This window comes from Pseudomonas sp. (assembly GCF_028293835.1).
In the GTDB taxonomy this organism is placed as follows: Bacteria; Pseudomonadota; Gammaproteobacteria; order Pseudomonadales; family Pseudomonadaceae; genus Aquipseudomonas.
The window spans coordinates 25,449-39,960 of sequence record NZ_JAQGNX010000098.1 but is presented as its reverse complement, the minus strand read 5'-3'; the positions used below and the strand labels follow the sequence as shown (position 1 = coordinate 39,960).

Here is a 14,512-nt window from a genome sequence, read left to right as displayed (position 1 = left end):
GCCGGACCCTTAAAAAGAGAAGACCATGAGCGCCGTCGCACGCATTACCTTGTTGAGTCTGGTGTTGGTCTTGAGTGCTTGTGCGGTGCAACCACCGGCGCCGCAAAGCAGCGAACCGATTCCACCGCAGCCGGGCACGTCTACACCGAGTAAACCGTACAAAGCGCCGCAGCCAACGCCGCAACATCCGGCACCGGCCGGGCCACAGACCTCTGCACACTTCGCCCCGCCACCGGGTGGCAACTGCCACTGGGATTCGAAGCTTGGGGTGTACGTGCTGGAAGACCAAACCGACACCTTCTACCGCCAGCGCACTTATTACCGCTGGAGCGATGGCTGGAGTTGGTCAACAGCGCGTAATGGGCCATGGCAAGGTACAGACGCGACTGGCGTGCCGCCAGGGTTGAGTCGGCAGTTTGGGCAGTAGGACCACATAAATACGGCGACCCAAGGTCGCCGTTTTTATTCTTACATGATTATCAGATGTTTCCTACGCGGTCTTTGCTTTACTTACTTATTTACACAGTTCAAATTCCAGCTTCTGTTTTTCGTGTCGACAAATGTCGATCATTAAATGTGTGGAGGATGTGCATGAAACAATGGGCGTTGATGGGTTTTCTAATGGTTTTTGCTTGTTATGCTGCGGCTGAAACATGTGACTATACAGCGCCAGCCCTTGTTAATATTCAATATCAAGAAGGCCCCTTCACTCCCGTTTATTTTTCAAACTATCAGTTTAACTTGCCCGCTAAGCCAGAAGCACTGTTGAGTGGGGAAGGCTTTGTCGCCAGTTTTGGGAGGCATGGATACATAGGCCTGCACCCTTTAGCAGCGCGGCCGTGGGGTGATCAGACGGGCAGGTTTGAATCCTTATCCTCTGTGGCCGACGACTATCGCTTGATATATGGCTTGTTGTCTAGCAAAGGCCTCAATGGCGAAGAGCAGAAGGAGTTGCGGCGCCAACGTTCGCTTTTGAAAATGGACTGCACTTCTGTGGTTAAACATTACTTGATAAACGGATCGGTTGAAGTGGTTTGGCAAGCAAGTAAATCAGAAGGCGAATTCGATTCGATATTTATATTAGGTGCCAAGAATGCCGAGCTTATAACCGTGCGCCTACCCGTAGAGGAAGTTCGGCGTGTGATTTTCAGTATCAAAAGGAGGAGATAGTTTCAATATTGATAACGTGGTATGGACCGCAAGCGCAACAGTGGTCAATGAATGAGGCGTTATTGAAGGTTGTGGTGAAGATGGTCGATGAAATGCATGTGTGTACGAGCGCGATGCATTTCGTGCCTCGCCCACTGGGGCGGTCCGGGACTCTTTCTCAGTTAGCCAAGTCCTACGTCAAAACACAGCTTCTGCAGTGAAAGATAATTGAAAGGTATATCTTAGTTGCGCCAGAACCACGATTCTTAGCTATAACACGGAAGTATTTTTGGCATCTCAAGGGCTATAGTTCTTTAGGTGGATGGCGACCGGGATGGTTGGTCGCCATGGTTCCGTATTGCCAAGCCTACTTACCCGAATAAATCTGGTCGAATATCCCACCGTCACCAAAGTGGGTCTTCTGCACGGTACGCCAGTCACCAAACGTCTTCTCTACCGATAGAAACTCTACTTTAGGGAAGCGATCAGCATATTTCGCCAGCACGGCTGGATCACGCGGGCGCAGGTAGTTGGCGGCGGCGATTTCCTGGCCTTCGGGAGACCACAGGTATTTCAGGTATTCCTCGGCGGCGGCGCGGGTGCCTTTCTTGTCGACGACTTTATCCACCACGCTCACCGGCGGCTCGGCTTCGGCGGACACGCTTGGGTAGATCACTTCGAACTGATCGCGGCCGAACTCCTTGGCTATCATTTCTGCTTCGTTTTCGAAGGTTACCAATACATCGCCAATCTGGTTGGTCATGAACGTTGTGGTAGCGCCGCGACCGCCCGTATCGAGTACCGGGACATTGGCAAACAATTTGCCGACGAATTGTTTAGCAGCGGCTTCGTCGCCGCCGTTTTCCAAGCTATAGCCCCATGCCGATAGGTAGGTATAGCGGCCATTGCCTGATGTTTTCGGGTTAGGCACGATCACCTGCACGCCATCCTTGACCAGATCGTTCCAATCCTTCAACGCCTTGGGGTTGCCCTTGCGCACAATGAACACTGTTGCCGAGGTAAACGGCGCGCTGTGGTTGGGCAAGCGGGTGACCCAGTTCTCCGGGATCAGCTTGCCATTGTCGGCCAAGGCGTTGATGTCAGTGGCCATGTTCATGGTGATTACGTCGGCCGGCAGGCCATCGATCACTGAGCGTGCCTGTTTGCTTGAGCCACCGAAGGACATCTGCAAGGTGATGTTCTCGTTGTGCTCGGCTTGCCAGTGTTTCTGGAAGGCGCTGTTGTAATCTTTATAGAAGTCACGCATCACGTCATAGGAGACATTGAGCAGGGCGGGGGCAGCCTGGGCCGCGCTGGCGAAGGCCAGGCCGACGGCCAATAGTGAGGCGCCAAAGAGTGTCTTCACGATGAATTCCTTGTTCGAATTGAGGTAAGGCTTAGTTAATGTGCCCGGCGGCATGCCCAACCGACAGTAGCGCGCGACTATAGCCGGGTGCAGCGGGGCATTTAAATACTTAAAAGGGATTTGCTTATGCCTGTTCCTCCGTTTTAGAGAACAGCGCGTTACCGCAACGGGCGCAGAACGACGCCTCGTTTTCATGGTTTGTCTTGGCGCACACCGGGCACTCATGTTCGAGCTGTCCTGCGCGCATGGCATTGGCCAGCTCTGCGGTAAAAATACCGGTAGGCACAGCGATGATTGAATAACCCATGATCATCAACAGTGAGGCCAGCATTTGTCCCACTGGCGTCTTCGGCACGATGTCACCAAAGCCCACGGTGGTCAGCGTAACGATGGCCCAATAGATGCCCACCGGGATGCTGGTATAACCATTTTCGGGTCCTTCAATCACATACATCACCGTGCCGAACACGATCACCAGGGTGGAGACGGTGGCGAGAAACACGATGATTTTTTGCTTGCTGCCGCGCAGTGCTGATAGTAGGAAATTGGCTTGCTTGAGGTAGGGAATGAGCTTGAGCACTCGGAATATTCGCAGCATCCGGATTATCCGGATGATCATCAAATATTGTGCATCAGAGTAATACAGAGCAAGAATTCCCGGCACAATCGCCAGCAGGTCCACCAGTCCGTAAAAGCTGAAGGCGTAGCGCATCGGTTTTGGCGAACAGTACAAGCGCAGGGCATACTCGACAGCAAATACGATGGTGAAGCCCCATTCGATGTAAGCGAACAAGTCCGTGTAGTGGCGGTGAATGGTGTCGATACTGTCGATAATTACAATGAAAAGGCTGGCCAGGATGATCAATAACAGAGCGGTGTCGAAGCGCCGGCCTGCTACGGTATCAGTCTGGAAAATGATGATGCGCAGCTGTTCCCGCCAGCCAGTGTTGCTGTCCATGAGTGCTATCCGAAGTAAATTTCCAGAGAGCGTGGAGCTTTCAGCTCACCAGCGCAACCCGTGATCGAGCGTTGACTGGCGCAACAGGCGGGCGCTGGCCTGCACTAGCCAGCACGCGAGCACAAACGGAGCGGTCAGCGGCGGCAGGCCGAACCCGGAAAATCCGGGTTGCAACACAATTGCCAGAGCGATGGCGAACAACGGCAGCCAAGGTTTTTTACGCTGCTGACTGAATGCCAGGCCGGCCAACGCCGGGTTGTAACTGGCAAGCCCGAACAGCGCGCTGGACGGTTCGTTTTGTAATAGGGCGACCAGAATTCCACTGGCGCAACCGATAAAAGCCCAGCACGCAGCCCGGCGATCCGCGATCAGCAGACCGGCACCTATCAGCAACCCGGCCAAGGGTTGATCGAGCAAAAAGACTTGTCCCAACCCTTGAGGCAAGGCGTGCAGCAATGGGCTGCTTAACCTTTCAGGAGCGATGTTGTGTGGCGCAGCGAACGCCAGCAGTAGCCAACTGAGCAGTATGAACGGCGCGGTGTAGGCTTTCAGGCACTGCGGGTTTGGTGTGCACCTGAGCCAGCGGTGGGTGAGCATCGCACTCAAGCCGCCACTGGCAATGATCAGCGGCGGCAACAATGGCGACCACGGAAGTTGATGGCTCAGCAGCACGCCCAGCAGCACACCGTTGTAACTGTAGAGTCCGGCCTGACGCTCGGCTTTGTCATAGCCCCGCTGTTGAGCTGTTAGCAAACCCGCCAAAGCCCCCAACAACGCACCGCCGAGCAACCCGGGAGCGGTCAGTAAAATCGCCAGCAGGCACAGCAGGCCGCAAAAAGGGTGGCGCTGTAGCAACACTTGGCTGAAACCGTTGAGGATGGCTTCGGCCCAATCCGGACAAGAGGTTTGATTCATAGGGTTTGTGCCCAATTATTTTTATAGTTGTATACAATCTTAGATTAAAGTGAAGTCTATTCAAGCCGGGAGGTGTCGGTCAAATTATTTTTAGAACAGTTTTGAAGAGGACACATGCATTTGCAATCCTCAGTCGGAGCTAACGTGTTGGCGAGGCAGGCAATGCGGTTCGTCCAAGTGATCTGTGGTGCTGCTGATATCGCCCACGAGTTGGCTCCTACAGATCCAGCTCACACCCTTTAAGCACCAACCGAATAATGGTTTGCGCAGCGGCTTCGTAGTCGCTGTCTTCGAGCTTGGCTTTGCCCGTTACTGTCGAGATTTGCCAGTCGAAATCGGCGTAGGTCTGGGTTGCGGCCCAGATGGTGAACATCAGATGGTGCGGGTCGAGAGGGGCGATTTGGCCGCTGTCGATCCAGGCCTGGACACAGTCGATGTTGTGCTTCGCCTGCTGGTTAAGCTGGCCGACTTGCTCCAGAGTCAAGTGCGGGGCACCGTGCATGATCTCGCTGGCAAACACCTTCGAGGCGAACGGAAGGTCCCGGGAGATGCGAATTTTCGAGCGAATGTAACCGCTCAATACTTCAGCCGGCACGCCGTCGCGATTGAACGGCGTCGAAGCCTGCAAAATCGGCTCGATAATGCTTTCGAGCACCTCGCGGTAGAGGTTCGCTTTGGACTTGAAGTAGTAATAGACATTCGGCTTGGGCAGCCCGGCCTTGGCCGCGATGTCGCTGGTTTTGCTGGCTGCGAAGCCCTTGTCGGCAAACTCTTCACTGGCTGCGCTAAGGATCAGTGCTTTGTTTCGCTCGCGGATGCTGCTCATAAACCAGAGAATTCCTTGCCAATGCTGGCGGTTGCTCATGGTAGCACCCGCTTTGCGGCAGGCTCAAGAATGCCCTGCACAGCCCGGCATTCATGATGCGCAACGCTTGAGCTGTCACCCAGCTGAACAATATCAACACTTCATCCTCGGCATCGAGCGACGCTGCTAGAGTTCTACGTAGTGATTGGGCCATTGGCCATTCCCGATGTCCGCGCAGCCTGGGGTTTGTACTACGCTGCGGGATCCGCTGTTGATCTGGTGTGGGTGAGAACGCATTGATAGAAAGCAGGCGGCATAAATTCGGTCTGATAGTCGGTGTGGTCGTGTTGCTGCTGGTGGCCATCGGGGTGTGGTTTTTTCTGTTTTCTTCCAAACCCAAGCCAAAACCTCCGGCCGCGGGCGAGCCGGTAACGGCGGTTGCGGTCAAGCTGCAGGATGTACCGGTGTACATCGACGCCCTGGGCACAGTGACCCCCACCTTTAGCGTTACCGTGGTTTCCCAAGTCAACGGCATTCTCAGTACCGTGGAGTTCAAGGAAGGCCAGCATGTCAGTCGTGGCCAAGTCATCGCGCGCATTGACGACCGCACGCTCAAGGCGCAGTTGGCTCAAGCCAAGGGCGTGCTGGTCCACGATCAGGCGGTCTTGAGCAACGCTCAGCGCGACCTGGCGCGTTATCGGGATCTTATCAAAATCGGTTCCACCAGCCAGCAAACGCTGGATACCCAAGCGTCCCTGGTCCAACAGCAGCAGGGCACAGTCGCCTCCGACCTCGGCAGTGTGCAGAACCTTGAAGTGCAGGTGAGTTACTGCACCATCACCTCGCCCATCAACGGAATAGTCGGTTTGCGCCTGGTCGATCCCGGCAACTACGTGATCGGCGGCAGCACCACCGGGATCGCCGTGATCACCCAAATGAACCCTGCAACCGTGGTGTTTTCGGTTCCCGAAGATGATCTCGGCGTTATCAATCAGTCCCTGAGTCGCGGCGCGGTCACGGTGCTGGCGTACGACCGTAACAAGAATGCATTACTGGCCACCGGCTCGGTATTGGCGCTGGATAACCAAGTGGATGTCAGCACCGGCACAATCAAGCTCAAAGCGCAGTTCGATGACTCCGGTAACAAGCTGTTCCCCAACCAATTCGTCAACGCTCGGCTTCAAGCCGATACCCTGACCCAGACGCCGGTGGTGCCGACCATGGCGATTCAGCACGGCGGTAAAGGTGACTTTGTGTTGGTGGTCGCGGGCAATAAAGCCAGCTTGCGCACAATCAAAGCCGGCCCGAGCATGGGCGATGTCACCGCGATTCTGGATAACGGGCTGAAAAGCGGAGAGCAAGTCATCACTGAAGGCGCGGATAAACTGGACGATGGTTCGCCAGTAAAAGTCGTGGCTCAGTGAGGCGCGCCCAGCCATGAATATTTCCCGGCCCTTTATTGAACGTCCGGTGGCCACCACCCTGATCATGGTTGCAGTGTTGCTGGTGGGTTTGTTGGGCTATCACCTACTGTCTGTGTCGGCGTTGCCCGAGGTGGATTACCCGACGATTCAGGTGTTCACCCAATACCCCGGCGCCAGTCCGGAAGTGATCAGTTCATCCATCACGGCGCCACTGGAACGCCAACTGGGTGAAATGCCGGGGCTAAAATCGATGAACTCGACCAGCTCCGATGGCGCGTCAGTCGTCACCCTGCAATTCGACCTGTCGCTTTCCCTGGACGTCGCCGAGCAGGAAGTGCAGGCCGCGATCAATGCGGCGGGTACGTTCCTGCCGGCCAATCTGCCGTACCCTCCGGTGTATAGCAAAGTTAACCCGGCTGACGCGCCGGTATTGACCTTGTCCTTGACCTCGGATGTCTTGCCGCTGACCAAGATCGAAGACTTGGCCGACACCCGGCTTGCGCAGAAAATCTCGCAAATCACCGGGGTCGGGCTGGTGACCATCAGCGGCGGCCAGCGGCCTGCGGTGCGGATCGAAACCAATACCTCGGCGTTGAATAATCTCGGCTTGTCCCTGGACGATTTACGTACCGTGTTGGGCAACGCTAACGTCAATCAGGCCAAGGGCAATATCGACGGTAAATTCCAGGCGTACTCCATTGGCAGTAACGATCAATTGCAGTCCGCCGATGACTACCGCGACCTGGTGATTGGCTACAAAAACGGCGCGCCCATTCGCCTGGCACAGATCGCCAAATCGATTCAAGGCGCGGAGAACCCGCGTCAGGCGGCCTGGACCAATACCACGCCCTCGATTTTGCTGAACATCCAGCGCCAGCCCGGCGCCAACGTCATCGACGTGGTTGACCGGGTGCAACAACTGCTGCCGAAATTGCGTGCCAGCCTGCCCGCCACGCTCAAGGTCGCCGTACTGACCGACCGCACCCAGACCATTCGCGCCTCGGTCACCGATGTTCAATACGAGTTGGGCGTGGCGGTGTTGCTGGTGGTGTTGGTGATCTTCCTGTTCCTGCGCAATGTGCCTGCCACGATTATTCCCGCGTTAACCGTGCCGCTAACCCTGATCGGGACCTTGGCCGTGGCCTACGCGCTGGGCTTTTCCCTGAACAACCTGACCTTGATGGCGCTGACCATCGCCATCGGTTTTGTCGTCGACGACGCCATCGTCATGATCGAAAACATTACCCGCTACATCGAGGCCGGCGACACGCCCCTCGACGCTGCGTTGAAAGGTTCCGAGCAAATCGGCTTCACGATTATTTCGCTGTCGATTGCACTGATTGCAGTGATGATTCCGCTGTTATTCATGGGCGATGTGGTGGGTCGGCTGTTCCGCGAGTTCGCCATGACCGTGGCGGTAACCATTGTCATTTCAGCACTGATTTCCCTGACGCTGACGCCCATGCTCTGTGCGCGGATGCTCAAGGCGCATAAGGGTGAGCGGCGCGTCGACTTTTTTGACCGAATCAACGGCTACTACGTGCGCGGCCTGGATTGGGTGTTGACCCATCGCACGCTGACCCTGATTTCCATTGTGCTGACCGCGCTGTTGACCGTGCTGATTATCGTGATCATGCCCAAGGGCTTTTTCCCCGAACAGGACACGGGGTTGATTCAGGGCATATCACAGACGTCGCCGACCATTTCCTTTCAGCAGATGGTGATCGAACAGCAGCACTTGGCAGAGCGGGTATTGAAGGATCCGGCGGTCGCCAGTCTGTCGTCGTTTGTCGGTATCGATCAGACTAATCCGACCATCAACCAGGGGAATTTTCTGATCAACCTCAAGGACCGAGGTCAGCGCGACAGTAGCGCAGCGGTCATTCGTCGGTTGTCGGATGCGAATGCCGATGACTCCGGCATTCGTTTGTACCTGCATGCGGTGCAGGATTTAACCCTGGATGCCACGGTTTCCACCACCAGCTACCGCCTCGGCCTGCAAGCGACGGATCCGAATGTGCTGGAATTGTGGACGGGCAAACTGCTGGCGGCAATCAAGCAAGACCCAATCTTTACCGACGTGCAAAGCCAGGCCATGCAGTTTGGCAACCAGATTCAGTTGAACTTCGACCGCGCCACCGCTTCACGCCTGGGCGTGACCCCGCAGGCCATCGACGACGTACTGTACGACGCGTTTGGTCAACGTCAGGTGTCGACTATTTACACCCAGCTCAACCAATATCATGTGGTTATGGCCACCGACCATCCGCCGCGTAATCTGGCCGATCTGCTGACCGGTTTATACGTGACTACCGCCAGTGGCGGCGTCGCGCCGCTGTCGAGCATGGCCACGCAAAAGGTCCTGCGCACACCAATCACCATTAACCGTCAGGGACAATTCCCATACGCCGACGTCTCGTTCAACCTGGCGCCGGGCCAGACCCTGGGCACGGCGCTGACCCGGCTTAAGGCCATCGAAGCGCAGGTCGGCCTGCCGCTGAATGTGCAGGCCTCACTGGAAGGCGCGGCGGCCACTTTTGAATCGTCATTGTCGAATCAGGTGTATCTGGTGGCGGCGGCGATTATCGTGGTGTACCTGATGTTGGGCATTCTTTACGAAAGTTTCGTGCACCCGGTGACGATTCTTTCGACGCTATTGTCAGCGGCGCTGGGTGCGCTGCTGGCGTTGCTGATAACCGGCACGCAGTTCGACATCATCGGACTGATCGGCATTGTCTTGCTGATCGGCATCGTGATGAAGAACGGCATCATGATGGTCGACTTTGCCCTTGAACTGGAGCGCGAGGGCGGGTTAGGACCGGTGCAAGCCATTCGGCAGGCCGCCGAGCTGCGGTTCCGGCCGATTTTAATGACCAGCATGGCCTCGCTGTTCGGCGCGGTGCCGCTGGCGTTGGGCAGTGGCATCGGCTCTGAACTGCGCCACCCATTGGGTATCGCGATCATTGGCGGGCTGTTGCTGAGCCAGTTGCTGACATTGTTTTCGACACCGGTGATCTTTCTCGCCATGCACGGATTGGAGCGTCGTTTCAGCAAGCGGCGCGACCCTGGCGACCAGCCCGGTCATGATGTGCCGGCCAGCGCAAAATGAACCTCAGCGCGCCGTTTATCCACAGGCCGATTGCGACCACCTTGCTGGCGACAGGCGTGGCGCTTTTCGGCCTGTTGGCCTTCATGTTGTTGCCGGTGGCGCCGTTGCCGGAGGTGGATTTCCCCTCGATCAGCGTGCGTGCTTCATTGCCCGGTGCCGACCCTGCCACCGTGGCAAGTTCCGTGGCGACGCCATTGGAACGCGAGTTCGGGCAAATCGCCGGGGTCACGCAGATGACCTCCATCAGCACCCTTGGCTCCACGCGCATCACCTTGCAGTTCGATCTGAATCGCAATATCGACGGTGCCGCGCGGGATGTTCAGGCGGCAATCAACGCCGCGCGCACCAACCTGCCCAGTGATCTGGCAGGCAATCCGACGTACCGCAAGGTGAATCCGGCCGATGCGCCGATTCTGATCATCAGCCTGACCTCTGAAACCGCCACGCCGGGGCAAATGTACGACGCGGCTTCTACGTTGCTGGAGCAGAAACTGCTGCAAACCACCGGCATCGGCGACGTCACGGTGGGCGGTGGCGCGCTGCCGGCCGTGCGCATCGAACTCAACCCGGATCGGCTCAATCATTACGGCGTCAGCCTTGAACAAGTGCGCGCAGTAATTGCCGCGTCCAACGCTAACCAACCCAAGGGTTCGGTGGCGGTGGCCAATCAATCGTTTGGTATCAATGCCAACGACATGCTTTACGACATGCGCGAATACGAGCCGCTGGTGGTCAAGCAAAGTAACGGCGATCTGGTGCACATTTCCGATCTCGGCTATGTGCGCGAAGACGTGGAAGACTTGCGCAATTTCGGCCTGTCCAACGGCAAACCGGCGGTGTTATTGGTGGTGTTCAAGCAGCCAGGCGCCAACGTGATCGATGCGGTGGACGCGGTAAAAGCCGAGCTGCCCTTTCTGCAAAATTCGATTCCGGCGACCATCAAGCTGAACCTGCTGATGGACCGCACCACGACCATTCGTGCGTCATTGCACGACGTCGAGCTGTCGTTGCTGGCGTCGATACTGCTGGTCACCTTGGTCACGTTTGCGTTCTTTCGTGACTGGCGCAGCACCGTGATCCCGGCGGTGGTGGTGCCGCTGTCGCTGCTGGGCACCTTTGGCGCGATGTATTTCCTCGGCTACAGCCTGAACAACCTGTCGTTGATGGCGCTGACCATCTCCACCGGTTTTGTGGTCGACGATGCCATTGTTGTGGTCGAGAACATCATGCGTCATTTGGAGAAGGGCGAAACGCGCATCCAGGCAGCGTTGTCCGGGGCGCGGGAAGTCGGCTTCACGGTGCTGACCATCAGCGTGTCGCTGGTGGCGGTGTTTATCCCGCTGTTGCTGATGGGCGGTATCGTAGGGCGTTTGTTTCGTGAGTTTTCCATCTCGCTGTCCATTGCTATCGTGATTTCGATGCTGGTGTCGCTGACCGTTACCCCGATGCTGGCCAGCGTGTTGCTGAAGCCGTCATTGGAAAACAAGAGCCACAGCGAGCATCCCGATTCCTGGTTTCACCGCTTCTATGACCGCACCCTGGGCTGGGTCATCGAGCATTCGCTGCTGATGGGCATGCTGACAATCGTGGTAATTGTTCTTGCGGGCGTGCTGTACGTGCTGGTGCCCAAGGGCTTTTTTCCCCAGGAAGATACCGGGCGCCTGCAGGGCAGCATTGTTGCACCGCAAAGTATTTCGTACGCGGCCATGCAAAAAGCCTTTAGCGAGATCAACGAGAAAGTGACCCACAACCCGAACGTCGCCACGGTGGGTGGTTTTGTCGGTGGCGGTGGCGGTGGTGGCGGGGCGATCAACAGCGCGCAAATGTTCATTACCCTTAAGCCGCTGGGCGAGCGCAAGGACGGTGCGGATCAGGTTATTGCGCAGGTTCGCCGCACGTTGGGCAGCATGCCTGGCACCCGGCTGTATTTGCAGTCGGCGCAAGACATCACGGTCGGTGGCCGACAGAGCGGCGCGCAGTACCAGTACACGCTGACGGCGGACGACCAAGACACGCTGGACGTCTGGGTGCCGAAAGTGGTGGCGGCGCTGCACACCTTGCCGCAGCTCACGGACCTCACTACTGATCAACAGGACAACAGCCTGCTGGCCAATCTGAAGATCAATCGCGACGCGGCGTCCCGGCTCGGGGTCAGTATTTCGGCGGTGGATCAAACCCTGTACGACGCCTTTGGTCAGCGTCAGGTCTCGACCATTTACCGCGCGGCCAATCAGTATCACGTGGTGATGGAAGTCGCGCCGCCGTACTGGGACAACCCTGACGCGCTGAAATCGATTTATGTGCCGGTGGGCACTGTTGCTGCCAGCAAAGGCAAGGGCACAAGCCCGCTGCCAGTATTGTCGGCGGCCGCCACGCCACCGTTGGTGCAACTGTCAGCGATTGCCGGTTACAGTACGGAGCGCACGGCCATTTCCATCAGCCACCAAGGCACGTTTCCGGCGGTGACCGCCTCGTTCAACCTCGCGCCGGGGGTGTCCATCGGTCAGGCCACGGCCTTGGTGGACGACGCTGTGGCTCAGTTGCGCATGCCCGCCAGCGTGGTCGGCCAGTTCGCGGGCACCGCTCAGGTGTTTCAAAGTTCAGTGGCCAGCGAGCCGTTGTTGATCGTTGCGGCCCTGCTGTCGGTGTACATCGTGCTGGGGATCCTCTACGAAAACGCCATGCACCCGCTGACCATCCTATCGACCTTGCCTTCGGCCGGGGTCGGTGCGTTGATCGCGTTATTGCTGACCGGCACCGAGTTGTCGATCATTGCACTGGTGGGGGTGATTCTGTTGATCGGAATTGTGAAGAAAAACGCGATCATGATGGTCGACTTTGCAATCACTGACAGAAAAGAACACGGCAGCAGCGCCCAGGACGCGATTCGTCGCGCCTGCCTGATTCGTTTCAGGCCGATCATGATGACCACCATGGCGGCGATTCTTGGGGCGTTGCCGCTGGTACTGGGCAGCGGTTATGGCTCGGAGTTGCGGCGGCCGCTGGGTATTTCAATCATTGGTGGGTTGCTCTTCAGCCAGGTGCTGACGCTGTACACCACACCGGTTATTTATCTGTGGCTCGATCGGGCGTCACAGCGCCTGGGTCGGGGCAAACAGGAGGCATAAATGCTTGTCTTCATCTGTCGTTTTGCACTGCCGTTGTCGCTGGCGATCAGCGTGACGCTCAGCGGTTGTATGGTCGGGCCGGATTATCAGAAACCTGCCATGGAACTGCCGACCTCGTTCAAGGAAGGCGCGCAGTGGCAACGCGCTGCGGCCAATCCGCAAGGCGCACTGGACAGCCAATGGTGGCTGCAATACCACGATCCCGTGTTGAATGATTTGATGGTGCGTTCGGCCAAGGCTAACCAGTCGATCATTGCCGCTGACGCTGCTTATCGGCAGGCCCAAGGGCAAGTCGCATCAAGCCGCGCCGGGTTGTGGCCGACCTTGACTGCCGGCTTGTCGGGGTCTCGGGGTGCTTCAGGTGGTTCCGGCAATGGCTCGGTTTCCGATTCTTCAGGCACTGGCTCCACGACCAGTTCTGGCAGTGTTTCACAGAGCGTCAGTGCGACGTTGACCGCGAGTTGGGAACCAGATTTATGGGGCGAGGTGCGCCGTGGAATCGAGTCGAGCAGAGCCTTGGCGCAATCCTCGGATGCGCTGTTGGCGGGCGTGCGGTTGTCCATTGGTGCCAGCATCGCCAGCGATTATTTTGGACTGCGACAGCTCGACATCGACGTCGGACTTCTGCGTCAGCAGCAGGATATCAACCAACGCTTGTTGGACATGATTCAGGCCGATTACGTGCAGGGGACCGCAACCAACGATCAGTTGCTGGTCGCCCAGGACCAGCTGACTACAGTGGTTGCGGCGTTGCAGACTTCACTGCGGTCGCGAGAGCAGTTCGAGCACGCTCTGGCGGTGTTGGTGGGTGCCGCACCGGCTGATTTTGGTATCGCGCCGCTGGCGGATTTCAATTTCGTGCTGCCAGAGCCACCGCTGGTTGTGCCGTCGAGCTTGTTGCAGCGACGCCCGGATGTGGTGTCCGCTGAACGTTCTGCGGCGGCCGCGAATGCGCGGATTGGCTTGGCCGAGGCGGCGTTCTATCCCAATATCGATCTGAGCGCCGAAGTAGGCTACCGCAGCAGCGCGTTGGGCGGATTGTTCTCAGTGCCCAACCGCATCTGGACCCTCGGCCCGTCGCTGGCGCAAACCCTGTTTGACGCGGGCGCACGGGAGGCGGCGGTGAACATCGCGCAAGCCAACTACGACCAGGTCGCGGCTAACTACAAAGGCACGGTGCTCAGCGCATTGCAAAACGTCGAGGACAACCTATCGGCGATCAATCACCTGCAGCAACAAGCCACGGCCTATCAGCAGATTTACCAACGCAACCAACAACTGTTCGGCAGCCAGGAGGCGCAACGGCGGGCGGGCGTGGTGAGCCAACAGGCGGTGCTGACTCAGCAGGTGCTGCTGCTGCAAGCCGAACAGAGCTTGCGTGACACCCAGGGATTGTTGAGCCAAAGCGGCGTGGCGCTGGTGCAAAGCCTGGGAGGCGGGTGGCAGGAGTCGGTTGCGTCGGCGAAGTCCCTGTAGCCAACGTGCCGGCGCTGAATATGGATCAATCCAGCGATCCACTACTCAGAAAGGGCGCTGTATCGACTTCGTAGGACGTTCCGCCACGTCTCCGACGCCGCGCTGTCGCGCAGCAAACACAGAAGAAGGCTGCGATAGGCCGGGGTCGCGGGCGACCGGCACCCCTTCAGCGGTATCACAAA

The 14,512-nt window shown here is 57.5% G+C and carries 10 protein-coding genes; 6 read left to right on the top strand and 4 right to left on the bottom strand.

The window, feature by feature from the left end; translation table 11 throughout:
- The first annotated feature begins 25 nt into the window (after window positions 1–25).
- Window positions 26–427, top strand: coding sequence for a hypothetical protein (locus JWR17_RS13430; protein ID WP_299832206.1), 402 nt, complete (start codon window positions 26–28; stop codon window positions 425–427).
- 164 nt (window positions 428–591) lie between these two features.
- Window positions 592–1,170: a hypothetical protein gene (locus JWR17_RS13425; protein WP_299832204.1), complete on the top strand. Its 579-nt coding sequence runs from the start codon at window positions 592–594 to the stop codon at window positions 1,168–1,170.
- A gap of 346 nt (window positions 1,171–1,516) precedes the next feature.
- On the opposite strand, the gene JWR17_RS13420 is transcribed toward JWR17_RS13425, so the two are convergent.
- The 4 genes from JWR17_RS13420 to JWR17_RS13405 form a co-directional block, all read right to left on the bottom strand.
- Window positions 1,517–2,515 carry a sulfate ABC transporter substrate-binding protein gene (locus JWR17_RS13420; protein WP_299832202.1) on the bottom strand — a complete coding sequence of 333 codons (999 nt, stop codon included), beginning with the start codon at window positions 2,513–2,515 and terminating at the stop codon, window positions 1,517–1,519.
- Between the two features lie 124 nt (window positions 2,516–2,639).
- Window positions 2,640–3,473: an ion transporter gene (locus JWR17_RS13415; protein ID WP_299832200.1), complete on the bottom strand. Its 834-nt coding sequence runs from the start codon at window positions 3,471–3,473 to the stop codon at window positions 2,640–2,642.
- Window positions 3,474–3,518: 45 nt separating this feature from the next.
- Window positions 3,519–4,388, bottom strand: coding sequence for an urea transporter (locus JWR17_RS13410; protein WP_299832198.1), 870 nt, complete (start codon window positions 4,386–4,388; stop codon window positions 3,519–3,521).
- 217 nt (window positions 4,389–4,605) lie between these two features.
- The gene (locus tag JWR17_RS13405; protein WP_299832196.1) at window positions 4,606–5,214 is read right to left on the bottom strand and encodes a TetR/AcrR family transcriptional regulator; all 609 of its coding nucleotides are present in this window, start codon (window positions 5,212–5,214) and stop codon (window positions 4,606–4,608) included.
- Between the two features lie 275 nt (window positions 5,215–5,489).
- Here JWR17_RS13405 and JWR17_RS13400 point away from each other — a divergent pair, with 275 nt between their 5' ends.
- The 4 genes from JWR17_RS13400 to JWR17_RS13385 are packed head-to-tail and all read left to right on the top strand — an operon-like array spanning window position 5,490 to window position 14,330.
- On the top strand, window positions 5,490–6,617 hold the full coding sequence (locus JWR17_RS13400) for an efflux RND transporter periplasmic adaptor subunit (protein ID WP_299832370.1): 1,128 nt from the start codon (window positions 5,490–5,492) through the stop codon (window positions 6,615–6,617).
- Window positions 6,618–6,630: 13 nt separating this feature from the next.
- Window positions 6,631–9,726 (top strand): efflux RND transporter permease subunit, encoded by a 3,096-nt coding sequence (locus tag JWR17_RS13395; protein WP_299832193.1) that lies wholly within the window; start codon window positions 6,631–6,633, stop codon window positions 9,724–9,726.
- Window positions 9,723–12,854 carry an efflux RND transporter permease subunit gene (locus JWR17_RS13390; RefSeq protein WP_299832191.1) on the top strand — a complete coding sequence of 1,044 codons (3,132 nt, stop codon included), beginning with the start codon at window positions 9,723–9,725 and terminating at the stop codon, window positions 12,852–12,854. The genes JWR17_RS13395 and JWR17_RS13390 overlap by 4 nt, the downstream gene beginning before the upstream one ends.
- On the top strand, window positions 12,855–14,330 hold the full coding sequence (locus JWR17_RS13385) for an efflux transporter outer membrane subunit (RefSeq protein ID WP_299832189.1): 1,476 nt from the start codon (window positions 12,855–12,857) through the stop codon (window positions 14,328–14,330).
- Window positions 14,331–14,512 lie beyond the last annotated feature (182 nt).